We start from the raw sequence: 21,381 nt of genomic DNA, 5'->3' as shown, positions 1-21,381 counted from the left end.
GCCTAATGGTAAAAGAGCTTGCAGGGTTTGCAAGCAGTTATTCGTGCCATTGCCCCCATGATTTTCAGTTAGCATATTTGAAAGCGTTACTGAGCGTGCGCACGATCGATGACCTTCTGCGCGATACGCTGATATGCGCTAAAATATGTCAAAATGTTACATTTAGTTGAGTGTTTATCTAGACATCCGAGTTACACTACACGTTGGCGTCGATAAAAAGTAGGAAAAGCAATGGATATCGATAATAAGGCGCGAATTCACTGGGCGTGCCGCCGAGGAATGCGAGAGTTGGATATCGCCATCATGCCCTTTTTTGAACATGAGTATGATGTGCTAAACGATGATGATAAACGCGCGTTTGTGCGCTTATTGCAGTGCGATGACCCTGACTTGTTCAACTGGTTGATGAACAACGGTGAACCGGAAGATGGGGAACTGAAACGCATGCTCTCTCTTATTCAGACGCGAAATAAAGATCGTGGCCCTGTGGCGCTGTGATTTACGCGTCTCCTGGCGCATGCAGGTATTTTCTTTGCTGGTGCACGGGTTGTTGTTGCTGTTGATTCTGCTGGCACCGTGGCCGGACGGTTATGCGGTGCTTTGGCTATCGCTGATTACGCTGGTGGTGTTCGGGTTTATCCGTAGCCAGCGTAATATCAAAGCGCGTCATGGTGAAATCGTGTTGCAGGCTGAAGCGAACCTTGAGTGGCAGCATCATCGCTGGCGCATTATCCGCCGTCCTTGGATGTTGAAAAACGGCATCTTACTGTCGCTGCGGCGCAGTGACGGCAAACGACGACAGCGGCTCTGGCTGGCATCCGACAACATGGATAAGCAGGAATGGCGGCATTTGCGTCAGTTGTTGTTGGAGAGTAAAGCGTGGGCGGAAGAAAACCCGGACGTGCATTAGTTTCAGGTTCAGCCGGCAGCGTGCTGCCGGCCGATGTATATCGGGATATCTCCCGACGATTACAGCTGCTCTGCCATTTCCTGTAAAATCTGCTCGCACCACTGCTGCAAGCGCTCATCGCTCAGGTCATACTGATTCACTTCATCAAGCGCCAGCCCGACAAAGTGTTTTCCATCTGGTGTGAGCGGCTTGGTGGTGGTGAACTCATAGCCTTCGATGGGCCAATAGCCAATTAAAGGTTGCGCCGCTCGCGGCCAACTGCTGATGCAACATACCGAGGGCATCAAGGAACCATTCACCGTAGCCTAGCTGGTCACCCATGCCATACAGCGCAACGATTTTTCCTTGTAGATTCAACGAGGATAGCTGTCCCCAAATGGCTTCCCAATCTTCCTGAATTTCACCGAAATCCCACGTTGGGATACCCAGAATCAGGAATTCATATTCTTCCATCTTCTGCGGATCGACATCTTTTACGTTATGCAGGTCGACCAGCGATTCGCCCAAAATATCGCGAATCTTTTCCGCTGCCATCTCGGTGTAGCAGGTGCTGGAGCCGTAGAACAAACCAATTTTCATATGCAATTGCAGCGTGTTAAACAAACTTGCCATTAGCCTAACTGATCTTGACCCACCATCTCCGGACAGCTTTTGTATCTTAAGTTAACGATGCCCGCTGGCGCCGATATTCTCTTGGGGAGTTGTATCCCAGCGCACTGTGCGGATGGTTTTCATTGTAATGATTGAACGCCGCTGCAAGATTCTTCAGCGCTGTTCGCACATCGGGTTTTGGCATGAAGGCGATGTAATCTTCCTTCATCGTCTTCACGAACCGTTCTGCCATGCCGTTACTCTGTGGACGGCTCACTGCTGTTGTGCAGGGCTCCAGATTCCGTTCTCTGGCGAACTTCCGCGTTTCATGCGCTGTGTACGCTGAACCATTATCCGTCAGCCATTGCACTGGTTTATCCGGCAGCGCGCTACCGAAGCGTTTTTCCACCGACCTCAGCATCACATCCTGCACGGTTGAACTGTCATAACCCCTGGTGCTCGCTGCCCAGTCTATGGCCTCCCGGTCGCAGCAGTCCAGTGCGAACGTCACCCGCAGCTTCTCGCCGTTGTCACAACCGAACTCGAAGCCATCTGAGCACCAGCGCATATCGCTCTCTGCTACCGCGATTTTGCCTTTATGCTCCCGCTTCGGACGTTCAGTTTTATCATGCAACAACAGCAGGTTATGCTCGCTCATTATCCTGTAAAGCCGTTTGGCGTTCACCGGTGGAAATCCCTCTGCACGACGTTGCTTACGCAGGATACCCCACACTCGGCGGTAACCGTAACTGGGCATGTCGCTGATGATACGGAGGATGTCCGATAATATCTCAGCATCAGCTTCGTCATTACGCCGGTTGCTGCGCCTGTCCAGCCAGTCGGCAGAACGGTTAACCCGCAGTGACAGCTGCGCACGCGACACGCTCATGGCGCGGCTGACCAGAGCTATTCCCCGTCCTTTGGCAACAAGGGCGCGTGCGCTATCCATTTTCGCGACTGGCGGTACTCCACTGCTTCTTTGAGGATCTCAACTTCCATCGTCTTCTTACCCAGAAGGCGCTGTAGCTCCCGGACCTGCTTGAGGGCAGTCGCCAGCGCCGAAGCTGGAACCACTTCTTCTGCGGCCGCAACGGCGGTGAGGCTTCCTTCCTGGTATTGCTTCTTCCACTTAAACAAAAGGCTGGGCTGGATGCCATGCAGGCGGGCTACATGGGAGACGTTCATCCCCGGCTCCATTCTCTGCTGAATGATGGCGATTTTCTCTTGCGGAGTTTTACGCTTACGGACTTCTTGCCCTAACAGGATCCCGGTCATTTCAAAATTAGCATGATTGTTAGACATATATCTAAGCCTATCTCTTATCTGGAGATACAGCTACTGTCTGGTGTTACAGGGGGCTACATCACTTGCCATTAGCCTAACCGAATCTTACAGCGAGGTATATATCCGTCATACTTCAAATTGCAGGTGCGTTGGCCGCGTTCACTCACTGCTTTCCTGTCACTCGAATTATTTAGGGTATCGCTTTGTCATTCCCGCGAAGGCGGGAATCTCTTGCAGAAGAAACGCGTTTTTTCTCAGAGACATCCCCTGCTTTCGCCGAGGATGACGAGGAGTAAGGTGAGTTGTCAGCAGACTGCGGGTGAAGAATTACCCTTCACCCGTATTCACGCTTGCCTGTGAGGCTTAACCAAGCGTTTGGTGACGCGTTTCTTTGGTCAGCAATAATGCGATAAGCGTTAAAGATGCCATAGCAAACAGGTAAACGCCTACGTAGAACAGCCCGTAGTTGGCGGTCAGCCAGGCGGCGATATAAGGCGCAACCGATGCTCCCAGAATCGACGATACGTTATAGGAGAACGAGGCACCGGTATAACGCACTTCAGTGGGGAAAAGTTCAGGTAGCAACGCGCCCATCGGGCCGAAGGTTAAGCCCATCAGGCCCAGTCCCAACTCCAGAAACAGCATCACCAACGGTTGGCTGCCAGACCCTAACAGGGACGGGAACAACATTCCGAACACCAGCATGCCGCAGGTAACGACGATCATGGTCTTACGGCGGCCATAGGCCTCTGCCAGCAACCCGGCAACCGGGATCAGCAGACCAAAGGCGATAACCGCTACCATCAGCATCCACAGGAAGCTGTTACGCGAGAAACCCAGCCCTTTGGGGATTGGCGAGGTGCCAAAGGTCATGGAATTGACCGTCATGATGTAGAACAGCGTATAGGTGGCAAGCATGATGAAGGTGCCAAGAATGGTCGCTTTCAGATGCTTGCTCAACAGCGTTCCCAGCGGAATGCGGACTTTCTTGCCCGCTTCGATAGCTTTGGTAAACACGGGCGCTTCGTGCAGAGAGACACGAACATACAGGCCGATCAAGACCAATACCGCAGAGGCAACAAAAGGTACGCGCCATCCCCAGGTCATGAATTGCTCTTCGCTTAACAACCAGGAGAGCAGCAGGAACGTGACGTTGGCAAAGAAGAAACCGATCGGTGCGCCCAACTGCGGGAATGAACCATAAAGTGCACGCTTGTGGGCTGGCGCGTTTTCGGTAGCCAGCAACGCGGCTCCGTCCCATTCGCCGCCCAGACCAAGGCCTTGACCAAAACGCGACAAGGCCAGCAGCAACGGTGCGAAAATGCCGATGCTATTGTAGGTCGGCAGCAGGCCGATCAGCGCGGTAGAGATCCCCATGGTTAGCAGGGAAGCAACCAGTGTCACCTTACGGCCGACGCGGTCACCGAAGTGACCAAACAGCGCAGAACCGATCGGACGTGCTACAAAGGCAATGGCAAAGGTTGCGAGCGACTGTAGCGTCGCGGCGGTCGGATCGCCCTGCGGGAAGAAGATGTGCGGGAAAATCAGCACAGCGGCAGTGGCATAGATATAAAAATCGAAAAATTCGATCGCGGTTCCGATCAATGAAGCGACAACAACCTTACTGCGGGAGTTAACCGGGGCTGCGTCCGCCTCTGCATCGAGAGTGGGCGTGATGGTGGCTTGCATAGGACTCTATTATCTTTTTTTATCGACAGAACGGCTTTGTTGAATAAACAGATTTTATGCTACCAGCCCAGTAAAACGATTGTTTCCAGCAACGTAAAATCATGCAGTTAAGCATCATGAGAAAACGGAATGCCTGAGGTGATAAGCATTTTCTACCAACATGGGCATAGTAAAACAGCACGATTCCCTATTATTCAACAAAGCCCGACAGAACTGTCATTCTAAATAACTGTTCCGAATAGTAGATCACCTGAAGGGAACTCAGTCCGAGTAGAGCGATCTGATCAATCGATAAAGATCCCAAATCATCAACCGGACTGAGCGATGTCGAGCATAGCACCGATACCCCGTAACGAACGACGCCTGATGAAGAAAACTCTCCATAAAACGCGTGACAAGAATCACGCCCGCAGGCTGACCGCCATCCTGATGTTGCACCGGGGCGAGCGCGTGAGCGATGTCGCCAGAATGCTTTGCTGCGCCCGTTCGTCAATCGGCAGATGGATTAACTGGCTCACCCTGTACGGCATTGAAGGCCTCAAATCTCTGCGGCCCGGTCGTGGCCGTCGCTGGCCGTTTGAACAGATCTGCGCACTGTTAATCCAGCTCGTAAAGCGTTCCCCTCATGATTTTGGCTATCAGCGTTCGCGCTGGAGCACGGAACTGCTAGCGATAAAAATCAATGAGATAACCGGTTGCCAGTTGCATGCTTCCACGGTGCGCCGTTGGCGGCCTTCTGCCGGTCTGGTGTGGCGACGCGCAGCTCCTACGCTGCGTATCCGCGACCCGCATAAGGAAGAAAAAATGGAGGCCATCGCGATGGCGCTGGAACAATGCAGCGCGGAACATCCCGTCTTTTACGAAGACGAAGTGGATATTCATCTGAATCCCAAAATTGGCGCGGACTGGCAGGTTCGCGGGAAGCAGAAACGCATCGTGACGCCGGGCCAGAACGAGAAATATTATCTGGCGGGTGCATTACACAGCGGGACGGGAAAAGTCAGCGATGTTGGAGGAAACAGTAAAAGTTCGTGTTTGTTTATCAGTATGTTAGAGCATCTGAGAGCAACGTACAGACGGGCAAAAACGCTCACGCTGATAGTTGATAACTACATTATTCACAAAAGCCGGGAGACGCAGCGCTGGCTGGAAGAAAACCCGAAATTCAGGGTTATTTATCAGCCGGTGTACTCACCATGGGTAAATCATGTAGAGCGGTTATGGCAGGCGTTGCATGAAACCATTACCCGCAATCATCAATGCTGTTCAATGTGGCAGTGACTGAACAAGGTTCGCCGCTTCATGGAAACCGTCAGCCCGTTTCCCAGTGGAAAACATGGACAGGCAAAAGTGTAGCGGTATTAGGAACAGCTATTTAGTCACAGAAAAAAAGCATTTCAATGCTAGCCCAAAAAGCGCAAAAGCGGCTACAGAGCCTGCTTTGGCGAGTTGCGCTATTGTAAATACTTCCTGTGATATAAGTTATACTTTACCCTATTTTGTAGTGCGGAGCGGTGAATAATACAGCATAAAATAAATTTGCATAAAAAATCGGCGGCGCGAATTCAGGTGATGATCCTGCACCTTTTACCGTCACTTCGGGCATAATAACGTCAGAGTTTTACCCTGCACGCCGCACAGCGAGGAGAAGCGTATGCAAGCACAGGATCGGGCACACATCGAACAGTTTCTTGAAGCTATGTGGCTGGAACGAAACCTGGCTGACAACACGCTGACCTCTTACCGGCGAGATTTAACCGCACTGGCCGATTGGCTGGAGCGTGCTGACAGTGATTTATTGCAGGTGCAGGCGCTTGATCTGCAAGCTTATCTTGCCGAACGCGTGGAAGGGGGATACAAAGCGACCAGTTCGGCGCGTTTGCTGAGTGCCATGCGTCGCTTTTTTCAGTATTTATACCGGGAAAAATGGCGTAGTGACGACCCCAGCGCGGTATTGTCTTCTCCCAAATTGCCCCAGCGCTTGCCCAAAGATCTCAGCGAAGCGCAGGTGAGTGCGTTGTTGCAAGCGCCCTGTGTGGATGAACCGCTTGAGCTGCGCGATAAAGCTATGCTTGAGGTGCTTTATGCCACGGGGCTACGCGTCTCGGAACTAGTGGGGCTGACCATTGCAGATGTCAGTTTACGCCAAGGCGTCGTGCGGGTGATTGGTAAAGGCAATAAAGAACGGCTGGTGCCGCTGGGGGAAGAGGCTATTTATTGGCTGGAGCGCTACCTCGAGCACGGCAGGCCCTGGCTGCTGAATGGACAAACGCTTGATGTGTTGTTTCCAAGCTCCAGGGCGCAGCAGATGACGCGCCAAACCTTTTGGCACCGTATCAAACACTATGCCGTGTTGGCATCCATTGACAGTGAGAAGCTTTCACCGCATGTTTTACGCCATGCATTCGCTACGCACTTGCTGAACCACGGGGCTGATTTGCGTGTCGTACAGATGTTGTTGGGGCATAGCGATCTTTCAACAACGCAAATTTATACGCACGTTGCCACTGAACGGCTGAAGCAGTTGCATCAACAGCATCATCCGCGCGCCTGACATTGCAGGCTACATAAGGGCCAGACGGCTAAACGCGCCCTTTACAGGCGGAATACATCATGAACGGGACTGAATACGATGAAAAAAGGGCTAATGGCGCTTTCTTTACTGCTCGCGGCGACGAGTAGCGCAGTACACGCCGACGACGCGGCGATTAAACAGACACTGACCAAACTGGGCATTGAAAAGATGGATATCCAGCCTGCGCCCGTCGCTGGCCTTAAAACGGTGCTGACGGAAAGCGGCGTACTCTACGTAACGGAAGATGGTAAACATTTGCTGCAAGGGCTGCTCTACGCCGTGGATGGCGGCACGCCGGTGAACGTGACCAACCAGATTCTGAAAGGAAAATTGGATGCCTTGCAGGATCAAATGATCGTCTACAAAGCGGCGCAGGAAAAACATGTGATTACTGTTTTCACCGATATCACCTGCGGTTACTGCCACAAACTGCATGAGCAGATGAAAGACTACAACGATCTGGGTATTACCGTCCGTTATCTGGCTTTCCCGCGTCAGGGGCTGAATTCGCCGACGGAAAAAGACATGCAGTCTATCTGGTGCACCGCTAACCGTAACAAAGCGTATGACGACGCGTCGCGCGGTGAGGCTATTTCCCCGGCAACCTGCAAGACCAATATCGGTGCGCATTATGAACTCGGTATTCAGTTCGGTGTGCAAGGTACGCCAGCGATCGTGCTAGAGGACGGCACCGTGGTTCCGGGTTATCAGGCACCGAAAGAGATGTTAGCCATGCTGAACGCGCATCGTGCTGCGGCTAAGCTGGGCGCATAAATTCTCGTCAGGTTGCCCCATTAAAAGCGATAACGTGTAATGCACGCCGTCACGCAGTGGAATTGAAAATAAAGTGGAATTAAAAACCATACTCCGCCGGCGTCCGCTGGCGGAAGGCAGTGAGCTTCCCGCAACGCTTCCTCCGTTACTACGCCGTCTGTACGCGCAGCGCGGCGTCACCGGGGGCCAGGAATTGGATCGCAGCCTGCGCGGCCTGCTCGATTATCGCCTGCTCGATGGCATTGACGACGCGGTAGTGTTTCTGCAACAGGCGCTGGCAGAACAACGGCGCATCGTCGTCGTCGGTGATTTTGACGCCGATGGCGCGACCAGCACCGCGCTTACCGTGCTGGCACTGCGCAGCATGGGCGGTAGCCAGGTGACCTATCTGGTGCCGAACCGTTTTGAAGATGGCTATGGCCTGAGCCCGGAAGTGGTGGTGCAGGCCGAGAAGCTGGGCGCAGAGCTGATCCTGACGGTGGATAACGGTATTTCATCCCATGCCGGCGTGGATGATGCGCACCAGCGTGGTATTCAGGTGTTGGTCACTGACCATCACTTGCCGGGGGAAACGTTGCCCGCCGCTGATGCGATAATTAATCCCAATTTGCGCGACTGTCCCTTTCCTTCTAAATCGCTGGCCGGCGTCGGCGTGGCGTTTTACCTGATGATGGCGCTGTTTGTGCGTCTGCGCGACAGCGGCTGGTTTAGCCAAAAAGGGTTGGCGGAACCAAAACTGGCGGAACTGCTCGATTTGGTGGCGCTAGGCACAGTGGCCGACGTGGTGCCACTCGATGCCAACAACCGTATTCTGGTATCGCAGGGGCTGAATCGCATTCGTGCCGGTAAATGTCGCCCTGGCATTCGCGCCTTGTTGGAAATCGCCAACCGCGATGCCAGCCAACTGGTAGCCAGCGATCTGGGCTTTGCGATTGGGCCACGCCTGAATGCGGCAGGGCGTTTGGATGATATGTCGATTGGCGTGGCGCTGCTGCTGTGCGATGACATCGTCGAAGCGCGGATGCAGGCGAGCGAGCTGGATGCGCTCAATCTGGCGCGGCGTGAAATCGAGCAAGAGATGCAGGCGGAAGCCATTCAACTGTGCGAAAAGCTGGAACACGGCCTTGAACAACTGCCGCTGGGATTGGCGATGTACCATCCCGAATGGCATCAGGGCGTGGTCGGTATTTTGGCATCACGGCTTAAAGAGCGTTTTCATCGACCAGTGATTGCGTTCGCACCGGCGGGCGAGGGCGTGCTCAAGGGGTCTGGCCGTTCAATACCCGGTCTGCACTTGCGCGATGCGCTGGAACGCCTGGATACTCGCTATCCGGGGCTGATGGTTAAGTTTGGCGGTCACGCGATGGCGGCTGGACTATCGCTGGAAGAACATCAGTTTGATACCTTCCGTGAGCGCTTTGGTGAACTGGTCGGCGAGTGGCTGGATGAATCGCATCTGGAAGGGGTTATCTGGTCGGACGGTGAACTGATACAAACCGAACTGAATCTGGTGACGGCAGAGATGCTGCGCGATGCCGGGCCGTGGGGACAAGCGTTTCCTGAACCCACGTTTGATGGGCGTTTTCGTATCTTGCAGCAGAAACTGTTGAAAGAGCGCCATCTGAAGCTGATGGTGGAGCCGGTTAACGGCGGGCCGCTGCTGGACGGTATCGCGTTTAATGTGGATACCCGTTGCTGGCCCAACAGCAGCATTCGTGAGGCGGAACTGGCCTACCGCCTTGAGGTTAACGAATTTCGCGGTAAACGCAGCGTGCAATTGTTGATACAGCATTTGTGGCCGGTGTAGCGAGTCATCGCTCGTAGGGGGAAAATTGCGCCAGACGGCTGTAAACCTGGCGTATATTACGCTAGAATCGTTCGTTTATATCCATTTTTTCTCCGTCGTTTGACGGCTAACGTAAGACGCTAATCATGTTTGAAATTAATCCGGTAAAAAACCGCATTCAGGACCTGTCTGACCGGACAGCTGTTCTGAGGGGGTATCTTTGACTATGATGCCAAGAAAGAACGCCTGGAAGAAGTAAACGCCGAGCTGGAACAGCCCGACGTCTGGAATGAACCTGAGCGTGCACAAGCGCTGGGCAAAGAGCGCTACTCGCTGGAAGCGATCGTCGATACCATCGATCAGATGACACAGGGACTGGAAGACGTTTCCGGCCTGCTCGAACTGGCGGTGGAAGAGGACGACGAAGAGACGTTCAACGACACCATCATTGAAGTGGACGCGCTGGAAGCCAAGCTGGCACAGCTCGAATTCCGCCGCATGTTCTCCGGCGAATACGACAGCGCCGACTGCTACCTCGATATTCAATCCGGCTCCGGCGGCACGGAAGCGCAAGACTGGGCCAGTATGTTGCTGCGCATGTACCTGCGTTGGGCTGAGAGCAAAGGCTTTAAGACCGAAGTGATTGAAGAATCTGAAGGGGAAGTCGCGGGTCTCAAATCGGCTACCATCAAGATTATCGGTGACTACGCGTTTGGTTGGTTGCGCACCGAGACGGGCGTGCACCGTTTGGTGCGTAAGAGCCCGTTTGACTCTGGTGGTCGCCGCCATACTTCATTCAGTTCCGCGTTTGTGTATCCGGAAGTGGATGACGATATTGATATCGAAATCAACCCGGCAGATCTGCGTATTGACGTATATCGCGCCTCCGGTGCCGGTGGACAGCACGTTAACCGTACCGAATCTGCGGTGCGTATTACCCATATACCCACCAACATTGTTACCCAGTGTCAGAATGACCGTTCCCAGCACAAGAACAAAGATCAGGCGATGAAACAGCTGAAAGCGAAGCTGTACGAGTTTGAGATACAAAAGAAAAACGCTGAGAAGCAGGTGCTGGAAGATAACAAGTCCGATATCGGTTGGGGCAGCCAGATTCGTTCCTACGTACTGGATGATTCCCGAATCAAAGACCTGCGCACCGGGGTGGAAACGCGTAATACCCAGGCTGTGCTGGATGGCGATCTGGACCGATTTATTGAAGCAAGTTTAAAAGCGGGGTTATAACAAGTCACATGGCTGAGTCACAATCACAGGGTGCCGATCAGGCGCTGGATCTGAACAACGAATTGAAAGCGCGCCGCGAAAAGCTCTCGGCGCTGCGTGAACACGGTATCGCTTTTCCTAATGATTTCCGCCGTGATTCCACTTCTGATGCGCTGCACGCGGCTTACGACGATAAAGAAAACGAAGAGCTGGAAGCACTAGGCATTGAAGTGGTTGTGGCGGGTCGTATGATGACGCGCCGCATCATGGGTAAAGCCTCGTTCGTGACGTTACAGGATGTGGGTGGCCGCATTCAGCTGTACGTGGCGCGTGACGACCTGGCGGAAGGCATCTACAACGAACAGTTCAAAAAATGGGATCTGGGCGATATTCTGGGCGCGCGCGGCAAGGTGTTCAAAACCAAGACCGGTGAGCTTTCCATCCATTGTACTGAACTGCGTTTGCTGACCAAGGCGCTGCGCCCGCTGCCGGACAAATTCCACGGTCTGGCGGATCAGGAAACCCGTTATCGCCAACGCTATCTGGATCTTATCGCCAACGACGAATCGCGCAATACGTTCCGCGTGCGTTCGCAGATCATGTCTGGTATCCGCCGTTTCATGGTGGAGCGCGGGTTTATGGAAGTTGAAACCCCGATGATGCAGGTGATCCCCGGCGGTGCTTCCGCGCGTCCTTTTGTGACTCATCATAATGCGCTGGATATTGACATGTATCTGCGTATTGCGCCGGAACTTTACCTGAAGCGTCTGGTGGTTGGTGGTTTTGAACGCGTGTTCGAAATCAACCGTAACTTCCGTAACGAAGGCGTTTCGCCGCGTCACAACCCGGAATTTACCATGATGGAACTTTATATGGCCTATGCCGATTATAAAGATCTCATCGAGTTGACCGAGAGCCTGTTCCGTACCCTGACGCAAGACGTGCTGGGCAGCACCACAGTGCCCTACGGCGATCAAACGTTTGATTTTGGTAAACCGTTTGAGAAGCTGACCATGCGCGAGGCTATCTGCAAATATCGTCCGGAAACCAACGTGACGGATCTGGACGATTTCGATAAAGCGTCTGCCATTGCAACGTCTCTGGGGATCAAGATCGAAAAAGGCTGGGGTCTGGGCCGTATCGTGACCGAGATCTTCGAAGAAACCGCAGAAGCGAATCTGATCCAACCGACCTTTATCACCGAATATCCAGCGGAAGTTTCACCGTTGGCGCGTCGTAATGATGAAAACCCGGAAATCACCGATCGTTTCGAGTTCTTCATCGGTGGACGTGAAATTGGTAACGGCTTCTCCGAGTTGAACGACGCAGAAGATCAGGCAGAGCGCTTTGCCGATCAGGTACACGCAAAGGATGCGGGCGACGACGAAGCCATGTTCTACGACGAAGACTACGTCACCGCGTTGGAACACGGTCTGCCGCCAACGGCGGGCCTGGGCATTGGCATCGACCGTATGGTGATGCTGTTTACCAACAGCCACACCATTCGTGACGTGATTCTGTTCCCGGCGATGCGTCCGCAGAAGTAAACGTCTTCGAACGACTGACGCATAATGAACCCCATGCTTGCATGGGGTTCATTATGTGTATTAGTCGCGACTTGATCTGACACTGGACCTTGAAAGGTTGAGAGTTACCGGTTTTGATATGGGTGTCGAATCCTTATACAAAACACGAGGTAACTCTCATGCTTCATACTAACAATCCCATCATCAAACACAAAGCCGGCCTGCTCAATCTCGCCGAAGAACTCGGTAACGTATCAAAAGCCTGTAAAATCATGGGGGTGTCACGCGACACGTTTTATCGCTATCAGGAACTGGCGGCAGAAGGCGGCATTGACGCTCTGGTTAACCAAAACCGCCGGGTTCCCAACCTGAAAAACCGTGCTGATGAAGCCACTGAACGTGCGGTTGTTGATTACGCCATTGAGTTCCCGGCTCATGGCCAGCACCGGACCAGTAATCAGCTGCGTAAAAAAGGCGTCTTCATTTCTGGCAGCGGTGTGCGCTCCATCTGGCAACGACACGATCTGGAAAACTTTCGTAAGCGCCTGAAGGCACTTGAGGAAAAAGTTGCCAGAGAAGGCATCGTACTTACTGATGCTCAAATCGCTGCACTGGAGAAGAAGGCGCACGACGACGAAGCCTGTGGTGAAATAGAGACTGCTCACCCGGGTTATCTGGGGTCGCAGGACACCTTCTACGTGGGTAATCTGAAAGGTGTTGGCCGTATCTACCAGCAGACGTTCGTGGATACGTACTCGAAAGTGGCGCACTGCAAGCTTTACACGAGTAAAGCACCGATCTCTGCCGCCGACCTGCTCAATGATCGCGTGCTGCCGTTCTACGAAGCTCAGGGGCTGCCAATGCTAAGAATACTGACGGACAGGGGGGGGGGGACGGAGTACTGCGGTAAAGTGGAACAACATGACTATCAGCTGTACTTGGCTATCAACGATATAGACCATACGAAAACGAAAGCGATGTCTCCGCAGACAAACGGTATCTGCGAGCGCTTCCATAAAACTATTTTGCAGGATTTTTATCAGGTTGCGTTCCGTAAGACGTTATACGAGGACCTAGAAAGTCTACAAAAGGATCTGGACAACTGGTTGTGGCATTACAATAATGAGCGAACTCATCAGGGTAAAATGTGCTGCGGGCGTACGCCAATGGCCACGTTACTTGATGGTAAACGAGTCTGGGCAGAAAAAAATCTGAACCAGATTTAATCTGACAGACACCTGTATAAATAACCGGTAACTGTCAGATCAGGTCTGAGCTAATACACATTATGCGTTGTCATCCCACGAGCCATGCTGGTAAATCCACAGAGAAAAATGCTACCGTCACTCTTCTGTTTCGGGGGGAAGTGGCTCCATGATCACCTATCGTGATGGCTGGTTTGAACTGGCGTTGTTAGAAAATACCGGCGGATTTCCCCGCCATACCCATGATGAATATGTGATTAGCGCCAATCTTAACGGCGTTGAGCATGTCTGGCTGGATGGCAACACTTTTGATGTCGATCCCCAGATGGTGACCACCTACAATCCGCATCAGCTACAAAGCGGTGATAATAGCGATGGTCGCTGGCAATGTGCTTCGCTCTACGTACAACCCGGCGCTTTTGAGCATTTCTTTGGTCGTGCCTTTCGGTTTGCACAAGGCGTGCAACAGGCTCCCGTTCTGGCGCAACAGTTGAAACTATTGGCAAACCCCAGCGATGAGCAGAGTGATGGCGCGATGTATCAGGAGCGGCTGGTGATGCTATTGGCAGCATTGATGGACAACGATATGGGCAGCCCTGCGCCGTTGAAGATGGTCAGCGAGGGCAGCAGGGTAAAACGCATCAAAGCGCGTTTGCTCGATTGCCTGGCAGAACAGCCCAATCTGGATACGTTGGCGCGCGATGAACACATCACCGTGGCGCATCTGGTGCGTAGCTTTCATCAGGAAGCCGGTATGCCGCCGCTGGCCTGGCTGATGCAGCGCCGTATTGGTAAAGCGCGTGAGCTGCTGCGTCAGGGCATGAGCATCAGTGAGGTTGCCCTTAGTCTGGGTTTTGCCGATCAGTCACACTTCACCAAAACCTTCAACCGCTTTAACGCCATGACGCCGGGGCGTTTTCAGCGTATCAATTTCTGACAATACGTCCTGTCATCGACCCCGTAAACTTGCGTTCATTATTGATGTCTGCGGAGCTGTGGCGGTTATGTTGTTAGTGGTGCTTAATGGTATTTTGCTTTCCCTCTCGCTGTGCCTGGATTTGGGAATGGTGAATACGGCGATCATTAACCGAGGGATGCGTGATGGGCCGCGCGCCGCTTTTATGATTGGCTTTGGTTCCTGTTTTGGCGATCTGGTTTACGCGGCACTTTCTGCGTTTGGTTTAGCGGTTATCTTTACTGCGCTGCCGGTACGCTGGGCGCTGTGGATTGGCGGCGGTGCTATTCTGCTATGGATGACCTGGAACATGGCGCGCATGGCCTGGCGTGATTATCAGACGCAACGATTAGCGCCTGTGGACGCGGATGTGATTGATCTTCCAGCAGTAACAAAACGGTTTCGCGGCTACGATTTTCTGAGCGGCATGGGGATGGCGCTGGCATCACCGACCGCGCTGCTGTGGTTTGCAGCGATTGGCGGCTCGATTATCGCGCAGTCAACGGACGGCTCAACGCTGATGGTGAGCGTATTTCTCAGCGGTTTCTTTATCGGTGGATTACTGTGGACGCTGTTCCTGGCAGGTATGATTAAGTTTGGCCGACAGGCGCTACAAGGGCGGCTGACCTTTTACTGCTATGTCATATCGGCACTGCTGTTTGCCTATTTTTCTGTGCAAGTCATCTATCACGGTTACCAAACGCTGCTGATCCCGCTGACTCTGGCTGACTGATTGCTCAATACGCCACCACTTTCGCCGGGTTTTTGCTTGCCCGGTAAGCGGATAGCGCTATAATGCCCAACGCACACCTGATGCGAGTGTAGTTCAATGGTAGAACGAGAGCTTCCCAAGCTCTATACGAGGGTTCGATTCCCTTCACTCGCTCCAAACATACTTCTCGCAATGCCTAGCAGAGTCAACTAAACCCAGATACCACAATCCTTTCACCAAATTCTGATTATCTCGCCGTCTGCTTCCTTATACCCAAATCTATGCGTTGATATGTGTAGTACCCTTGCTTTAGCCAATTGCCGCAGGCTGATGTACATACTTTCCCGTATTTCCCCGATAACGTCTCCGGGCGGAACTTGAGATTTTTTCATTTAACCTGCTAATTTTATGTGTAAATGAGAGGAGGGCTGTTTTTTGCTCTTCAAGGTAAATATCTTTTATAAATTCTGTGTGGTGATATTTTCATTTACTTATATATAGATAAAACACTATTCACAAATAGCAATAAATCTCATTATCATTACCTGCATTTTTGCAAAAAAGCAGCATTTAAAACCAAAAACGTTATATATTTAAGTAAATAGAGACGTTTCACGATCACATTTCTACCCTTTCGGGGGTAATAGGCCTTACCCGCTTGATCGATATCAATCCCACATTATTAGCAAGCCTTTATGGTTAGCAGGGTAAGCAAAGTGGGATAATAATCATGAAGAAAATTATTTAAGACCTTTTACACCAGGAAATATCTCGTCGGGACGCAGTGATCGATGCCGCGAAAATCGGCTCGGCGGTGGCGATTACCAGTACCATCACCTTGCCGTTTTCTGCCAATGCCCAGCCGGCGGTGGTCCCAACCGGTGTGGTGAACGACAATGAAACCGTTCGTCACAGCGCGTGTTTGGTTAACTGTGGCAGTCGCTGTCCGTTGAAGGTGATTGTGAAGGACGATCGCATCGTGCGTATCGAGCCGGAAGATGCCAAAGATGACAGAGTGTTCGGTGAACACCAGATTCGTCCTTGTTTGCGCGGGCGTTCTAACCGCTGGCGCGTTTACAGCCCGGATCGTATCAAATACCCGATGAAGCGTGTCGGTAAACGCGGTGAAGGCAAATTCAAACGCATCAGTTGGGAAGAGTCGACCGCGTTTGTCGCCTCGGAAATGAAGCGCATTGCTGAGAAATATGGCAATGAGGCGATCAACTACAACTACCAATCCGGTGCCTATCATCACAATCAGGGAACGCACGCGTGGAAACGCCTGCTGAACCTGACGGGCGGCTACCTGAACTATCACAACACCTACTCTACCGCGCAAATCGCGACTGCCACGCCGTATACGCACGGCACCTATGTTGGCAGCCACTTTACGCAAATCGCCCATTCCGATCTGGTGGTGTTTTTTGGCCTCAACCTGTCGTAAACCCGTATGTCCGGCGGCGGACAGGTGGAGGAACTGCGTCGTGCGTTAGAAAAATCGCAGGCTCGTGTGGTGATCATCGATCCGCGTTACACCGATTCCGTTATCACTCAGCATTGCAGAGTGGTTAGCGATTCGCCCAACCACCGATGCGGCATTGGTCGCGGGGTTGGCTCACACCCTGATTAGCGAAAACCTGATCGACGAAGCGTTGGTCAACCGTTATAGCGTCGGGTTTGATGCCAGCACGTTGCCCGCGTCTGCGGCACCGAATGCCAGCTACAAGGATTATATTCTGGGAACCGGGCCAGATGGCATTGCCAAAACGCCTGAATGGGCGGCGAACGTCACTGGCATTCCAGCGGTGCGCATTCGTCAATTAGCGCGGGAAATCGCGGGTGCGCGCGCCGGCTATATTGGCCAGGGCTGGGGGCCGCAGCGCCACGCCAACGGTGAGCAAACTGTGCGCGCGATCCAGACGTTGCCAGCGCTTACTGGTCACTTTGGGTTGCAGGGCACCAACAACGGTAACTTGCCTTATGGCACACCTTACGGTGTTCCAACCTTGCCAGTGGGCAGCAACCCGATCAAAACCTCGATCCCTTGCTATCTTTGGACGGATGCCATCCTTAATCCCGAAAAAATGACGGCCACGACCATGGGCGTGAAAGGCGCGGATAAGCTGCGCGTCGGCATTAAAATGGTGGCCAACCAGGCAGGGCAGGCGCTGTTGAACCAGCACGGTGATATCAACCGCACGCGTAAAATTCTGGCGGATGACACCCTGTGTGAAACCATCGTAGTGATTCATAACCACATCACACCTGGCGCCAAATTTGCTGATATCTTGCTGCCGGAAACCAGCTATCTGGAAGCGGAAGATCTGGTTGATAGTTCGTATTCAACGGACTCGCACAACTACATGATTGCTATCCAGAAAACCATCACGCCGATGTGGGAAGTGCGCAGTACCTACGACATCTGTGCCGATATTGCTGGTCATCTCGGACTGAAAGAGCAATTTTCCGAAGGCCGCACGCAGGCGCAGTGGGTCGAAAAACATTACCAACAGGTGAAAGAGAAACGCACTTACTTGCCGGAATGGTCGGTTGCGAAAGAGAAGGGCGTTATCGATCAACAGATCGCGACGGAAAAACAGAGCATTGCCTTCCTGGATTTCCGGACAGACCCTCAGGCCAATCCGCTGAAAACACCGTCAGGCAAGATTGAGATCTATTCCGAAGCGCTAGCCAAACTGGCTCAAACCTGGACGTTACCGGAAGGTGATCGTATCCCTGCAATTCCTGAGTTCTGCGTGGTGCGTGAATCTCATCTCAATAAAACGATGACAGCCAAATATCCGCTGCAACTCAGTGGGTTCCATACCAAGGGCCACACCCACTCCACCTACAGCAACGTGCAATTCCTGCATGAAGCCGTGCCGGATGAAGTCTGGATCAACCCGATCGATGCGGCGGAGCGCCAACTGAAATCTGGCGATCGCGTGCGTGTATTCAACGATCGCGGCGTGGTAGAAATCCCCTGCAAAGTCACACAGCGCATTCTCCCTGGCGTTGCAGCTATGCCGCAGGGGGCCTGGACGCGCCTTGACAGCGCGGGCGTAGATGTTGGCGGGTGCATTAACACCCTGACCTCCCAGGATCCTTCGCCGCTGGCGAAAGGTAATCCGCAACACACCAACCTGGTTGAGATTCAGCGCGCTTAAGGGGAAATGACTGATGACACAATATGGCTTTTACGTTGACTCCTCGCGCTGTTCGGGCTGCAAAACCTGTCAGGTCAGTTGCAAGGATAATAAAGATTTGGATCTTGGCCCGAAGCTGCGCCGTGTCTATGAGTACGGTGGTGTCAATTGGGTAAAAAAGGGCGAGTCCTGGCAAAACGACACCTACAGCTACTACCTGTCGATTGCCTGTAACCACTGTGACGATCCAACCTGTGTGGCCGGTTGTCCAACCGGTGCCATGCACAAGCGCAAAGAGGATGGGCTAGTGCTGGTGGATGAGGACGTGTGCGTTGGCTGCCGTTACTGTGAGATGCGTTGCCCCTATGGTGCGCCGCAGTTTGATGCGCACGCCAAGGTGATGCGCAAATGTGACGGCTGCCTGGATCGGTTGCAGAAAAATCTGCGTCCGATCTGTGTCGATACCTGTCCGCAGCGCGCGCTGGATTTTGGGCACATTGATGAACTGCGTGCCAAATACGGCAGCGAAAACGAGATCGCACCGTTACCCTCTGCGTCGCTGACGCACCCGAATCTGATCGTCAAACCGCACCCGAAAGCGCGACCGAGCGGCGATAAAGATGGTGCTATTCAAAACTTGCAGGAGGTGCGCCATGCATGAGTTGCCTTTGGTGTTTTTTACCGTGCTCACGCAGAGTGCGGTGGGGGCGTTTATCCTGCTGTTGGTGGCGGGGATGCTAAAACAAGTGGAGGCACGGCCGTTAGCGATTGGCCTGTTTGCTGCAATGTGTCTGTTTGGCCTGGCCCTGCCGATCGCGGGGCTGCATCTCGGGCAGCCACTGCGTGCCATGAACGTGCTGCTGCGCGCCGGGCACTCGCCGATGAGCAACGAAATCGTGCTTTCGTCGCTGTTTTGCGCATTTGGCGGTCTCGGAGCTCTGGGGTTGCTGCTTAATCGCGGCGCACAACGCCTGTTCAGTGCGCTGACCTGGATCGCTGCCGTGGTGGGTGTGCTGTTCTTATTGGCTATCCCGCGCATTTATCAGTTGCCGACCGTGACGACCTGGAACACCAACTACACGCTGTTGATAATGTTGCTGACGCCGATGATTGGTGGCGGTGCGCTGGCAGCGGTATTGGGGGCGCGCCGCATTGGACTGGCTGTTAGCGTATTGGCTACGCTGGCGAGCTTCTGCCTTCGTCCTGGCTACATGGCAACCTTGATGAGCGCAGACAGTGCGCTGACCAGTGCACAGCTAGCCTGGTTTAGTGCGCAGGCTATCCTGCTCGCTGTGGGCATCGTGGGGGCGATGGTACATGTTCGTTATAAAACCGGACGCTCACTGTTGGTGGCCTGTGCGCTGGTAGTGATTGTCGCTGAGCTGGCGGGCCGTGTCGCGTTCTATAACCTGTGGACGTTGCCGATGTAATGCCGTGCCGCCCTGTATGCTATTGCACAGGGCGGCATCCTAAGGGGAGAGCCCGATGTCATCTATAGCCGTGTTGCCACGTTTTTTGGGCGCACTCTTTTACTATCCGCCGACACACCCCGATGTGCAGGCTATCGTGGCGAGTTTATCTGCGCTGCCTACGCTGTGTCCTTGGGCAGAACGCACCGAAATGAAAGCGCTGTGTCAGCACTGGCCAGTGCCTGACGCAGAAGCGTTTATCTGGCAATACTCGGTACTGTTCGAAGGGCAGGGAGAGATGTTTGCGCCACCCTGGGCGTCGGTCTATCTGGAAAACGACAATCTGCTAATGGGAGAAAGTACGGTACGCTATCGTGCTTTCCTACACCGGCACGGACTGTAGTTTACCGGTGCGCAGCAGGAACCGGAGGATCAGTTAGGATTGATGCTGCTGGCGCTCCCTGCGCTGTTGGAACAAGAGAAAGAGCAGGCTGCGCACACGCTGTTGGAAACGTATTTGCTGCCCTGGAGCGATCGCTATCTGGAACGCTTGCAGCAAAATCCCCACAGCCCGTTCTATGCCCAACTGGCAGCCGTGACCCGCTTACTGCTACAGGGGATGCAGCGTTATTATGGGTTGCAGCCCGAAACACCACGGATGTTTTTCTGATGGAAAAGGATGAGCGCTACTATCGCGGATATTTGTCTCATCGCTACGTCAGTCGGCGCGGGTTGTTCCGCGCCTTTCTTAATGCTTCGCACCAGCATGAGCCGCTACCCGATAACGCTCAACCACGTGCGCCACTTCCTCCCGGTGCGCTGCCTGCACCACAGTTTTATCAACAGTGTGACCGTTGCCAACAGTGCGTTAATGCTTGCCCAATGGGGGTGCTGATCGTCAATGAAGAAGGTTATCCGCAGTTGGCCATTGAATACGCCAGTTGCGATGGCTGTCAGTCATGCATCAAGCATTGTCCCTCGGGAGCGCTATTGCCGCAGGCACACTTTGATACCGGATTACGTCCGGCGATCGCCACTCCCTGTATCAGTCAGCAACGCCATTGCCGCAGTTGTATCGATACTTGCCCGAGTCAGGCGCTTTCTCTCGGTGAGCGTGGCTTGCCTGATGTAGACAGCGCGCGCTGTCATGGCTGTGGAGAATGCTTGATTCAGTGTGAAACTCAGGCAATTTCATTGACCCCATTTGGGCTTTGTTGAATAAACAGATTTTATGCTACCAGCCCAGTAAAACGATTGTTTCCAGCAACGTAAAATCATGCAGTTAAGCATCATGAGAAAACGGAATGCCTGAGGTGATAAGCATTTTCTACCAAAATGGGCATAGTAAAACAGCACGATTCCCTATTATTCAACAAAGCCCCCCATTTGCTTAAATAACGCCTGAATATCGACCCCGCCATACCGTCATTTGCACAGTGATAATATGATTTTTATTTTTGAACGTCATGTTATTGTGACGCTAATGGCTATTATTATTTTATAAATAAAACCTAAATGAATATATAAAATAAGAAGAGCTGATTGAACTTTTAATTGAATAGTTTAATTAAACGTATTTTAAACACAATTCCGAT

General features: G+C 52.8%; 15 protein-coding genes, 1 tRNA gene and 4 pseudogenes. 17 read left to right on the top strand and 3 right to left on the bottom strand.

The genetic code is table 11. The annotated features are described in order from the left end of the window. The first annotated feature begins 231 nt into the window (after positions 1–231). Both sdhE and ACWWJF_RS02450 read left to right on the top strand, forming a co-directional pair. Positions 232–498, top strand: coding sequence for an FAD assembly factor SdhE (sdhE, locus tag ACWWJF_RS02455; RefSeq protein WP_455868598.1), 267 nt, complete (start codon positions 232–234; stop codon positions 496–498). Then, a complete protein-coding gene (locus ACWWJF_RS02450; protein ID WP_455868597.1) occupies positions 479–910 on the top strand; it encodes a protein YgfX in 432 nt (143 codons plus the stop codon). The genes sdhE and ACWWJF_RS02450 overlap by 20 nt, the downstream gene beginning before the upstream one ends. A 59-nt stretch (positions 911–969) precedes the next feature. Here ACWWJF_RS02450 and fldB read toward each other — a convergent pair. The 3 genes and pseudogenes from fldB to ACWWJF_RS02435 form a co-directional block, all read right to left on the bottom strand. Next, positions 970–1,489: pseudogene (fldB, locus tag ACWWJF_RS02445) on the bottom strand (flavodoxin FldB). 79 nt (positions 1,490–1,568) lie between these two features. Beyond that, a protein-coding gene (locus ACWWJF_RS02440; protein WP_455870895.1) for an IS3 family transposase occupies positions 1,569–2,776 on the bottom strand; the annotation gives its coding sequence in 2 pieces (ribosomal slippage) (positions 1,569–2,455 and positions 2,455–2,776; 1,209 coding nt in all). Between the two features lie 372 nt (positions 2,777–3,148). Continuing rightward, a complete protein-coding gene (locus ACWWJF_RS02435) occupies positions 3,149–4,474 on the bottom strand; it encodes an MFS transporter (protein ID WP_455868596.1) in 1,326 nt (441 codons plus the stop codon). A 324-nt stretch (positions 4,475–4,798) separates the two neighbouring features. Between ACWWJF_RS02435 and ACWWJF_RS02430 the strand changes: the two are divergent. The 15 genes and pseudogenes from ACWWJF_RS02430 to ACWWJF_RS02360 all read left to right on the top strand — a co-directional run bounded on the left by ACWWJF_RS02430 (position 4,799) and on the right by ACWWJF_RS02360 (position 21,004). After that, positions 4,799–5,830 (top strand): annotated as a pseudogene (locus ACWWJF_RS02430) (IS630 family transposase). A gap of 298 nt (positions 5,831–6,128) precedes the next feature. Beyond that, complete coding sequence (gene xerD, locus ACWWJF_RS02425; protein WP_455868595.1) at positions 6,129–7,028, top strand: site-specific tyrosine recombinase XerD; 900 nt, start codon at positions 6,129–6,131, stop codon at positions 7,026–7,028. Positions 7,029–7,106: 78 nt separating this feature from the next. Then, entirely contained in the window at positions 7,107–7,823 is a 717-nt protein-coding gene (gene dsbC / locus ACWWJF_RS02420; RefSeq protein ID WP_455868594.1) for a bifunctional protein-disulfide isomerase/oxidoreductase DsbC, read from the top strand. A gap of 73 nt (positions 7,824–7,896) precedes the next feature. Continuing rightward, entirely contained in the window at positions 7,897–9,630 is a 1,734-nt protein-coding gene (gene recJ / locus ACWWJF_RS02415; protein WP_455868593.1) for a single-stranded-DNA-specific exonuclease RecJ, read from the top strand. Positions 9,631–9,755: 125 nt separating this feature from the next. Beyond that, a protein-coding gene (gene prfB, locus ACWWJF_RS02410; RefSeq protein WP_455868592.1) for a peptide chain release factor 2 occupies positions 9,756–10,854 on the top strand; the annotation gives its coding sequence in 2 pieces (ribosomal slippage) (positions 9,756–9,830 and positions 9,832–10,854; 1,098 coding nt in all). An 8-nt stretch (positions 10,855–10,862) separates the two neighbouring features. Continuing rightward, complete coding sequence (gene lysS / locus ACWWJF_RS02405) at positions 10,863–12,380, top strand: lysine--tRNA ligase (protein ID WP_455868591.1); 1,518 nt, start codon at positions 10,863–10,865, stop codon at positions 12,378–12,380. A gap of 158 nt (positions 12,381–12,538) precedes the next feature. Further along, positions 12,539–13,585, top strand: a complete 1,047-nt coding sequence (locus ACWWJF_RS02400) for an IS481 family transposase (protein WP_455868590.1) — start codon at positions 12,539–12,541, stop codon at positions 13,583–13,585. 148 nt (positions 13,586–13,733) lie between these two features. Beyond that, positions 13,734–14,501 carry an AraC family transcriptional regulator gene (locus ACWWJF_RS02395; RefSeq protein WP_455868589.1) on the top strand — a complete coding sequence of 256 codons (768 nt, stop codon included), beginning with the start codon at positions 13,734–13,736 and terminating at the stop codon, positions 14,499–14,501. Between the two features lie 67 nt (positions 14,502–14,568). After that, positions 14,569–15,252, top strand: a complete 684-nt coding sequence (locus ACWWJF_RS02390; protein WP_455868588.1) for a LysE family translocator — start codon at positions 14,569–14,571, stop codon at positions 15,250–15,252. Positions 15,253–15,334: 82 nt separating this feature from the next. After that, positions 15,335–15,408, top strand: a tRNA-Gly gene (locus ACWWJF_RS02385). Positions 15,409–15,997: 589 nt separating this feature from the next. Continuing rightward, positions 15,998–18,398 (top strand): annotated as a pseudogene (locus ACWWJF_RS02380) (DMSO/selenate family reductase complex A subunit). A gap of 13 nt (positions 18,399–18,411) precedes the next feature. Then, entirely contained in the window at positions 18,412–19,038 is a 627-nt protein-coding gene (locus ACWWJF_RS02375) for a DMSO/selenate family reductase complex B subunit (RefSeq protein WP_455868587.1), read from the top strand. After that, the gene (locus ACWWJF_RS02370) at positions 19,031–19,807 is read left to right on the top strand and encodes a dimethyl sulfoxide reductase anchor subunit family protein (RefSeq protein ID WP_455868586.1); all 777 of its coding nucleotides are present in this window, start codon (positions 19,031–19,033) and stop codon (positions 19,805–19,807) included. Before ACWWJF_RS02375 ends, ACWWJF_RS02370 begins: the two co-directional genes overlap by 8 nt. 55 nt (positions 19,808–19,862) lie before the next feature. Continuing rightward, positions 19,863–20,456, top strand: a pseudogene (locus ACWWJF_RS02365) (TorD/DmsD family molecular chaperone). Continuing rightward, on the top strand, positions 20,456–21,004 hold the full coding sequence (locus tag ACWWJF_RS02360) for a 4Fe-4S dicluster domain-containing protein (RefSeq protein ID WP_455868585.1): 549 nt from the start codon (positions 20,456–20,458) through the stop codon (positions 21,002–21,004). The pseudogene ACWWJF_RS02365 and the gene ACWWJF_RS02360 overlap by 1 nt, the downstream one beginning before the upstream one ends. Positions 21,005–21,381 lie beyond the last annotated feature (377 nt).

The organism is Symbiopectobacterium sp. Eva_TO (assembly GCF_053848865.1).
The sequence above is the reverse complement of the archived record's forward strand: the minus strand, read 5'-3'. Positions and strand labels throughout refer to the sequence as shown.

Coding starts and splice junctions, on each gene's coding strand:
- ACWWJF_RS02360 (WP_455868585.1), top strand. CDS start 20,456: ATGGAAAAGGATGAGCGCTACTATCGCGGATATTTGTCTCATCGCTAC.
- dsbC (WP_455868594.1), top strand. CDS start 7,107: ATGAAAAAAGGGCTAATGGCGCTTTCTTTACTGCTCGCGGCGACGAGT.
- ACWWJF_RS02435 (WP_455868596.1), bottom strand. CDS start 4,474: ATGCAAGCCACCATCACGCCCACTCTCGATGCAGAGGCGGACGCAGCC.
- ACWWJF_RS02375 (WP_455868587.1), top strand. CDS start 18,412: ATGACACAATATGGCTTTTACGTTGACTCCTCGCGCTGTTCGGGCTGC.
- ACWWJF_RS02370 (WP_455868586.1), top strand. CDS start 19,031: ATGCATGAGTTGCCTTTGGTGTTTTTTACCGTGCTCACGCAGAGTGCG.
- ACWWJF_RS02400 (WP_455868590.1), top strand. CDS start 12,539: ATGCTTCATACTAACAATCCCATCATCAAACACAAAGCCGGCCTGCTC.
- ACWWJF_RS02395 (WP_455868589.1), top strand. CDS start 13,734: ATGATCACCTATCGTGATGGCTGGTTTGAACTGGCGTTGTTAGAAAAT.
- sdhE (WP_455868598.1), top strand. CDS start 232: ATGGATATCGATAATAAGGCGCGAATTCACTGGGCGTGCCGCCGAGGA.
- xerD (WP_455868595.1), top strand. CDS start 6,129: ATGCAAGCACAGGATCGGGCACACATCGAACAGTTTCTTGAAGCTATG.
- ACWWJF_RS02390 (WP_455868588.1), top strand. CDS start 14,569: ATGTTGTTAGTGGTGCTTAATGGTATTTTGCTTTCCCTCTCGCTGTGC.
- lysS (WP_455868591.1), top strand. CDS start 10,863: ATGGCTGAGTCACAATCACAGGGTGCCGATCAGGCGCTGGATCTGAAC.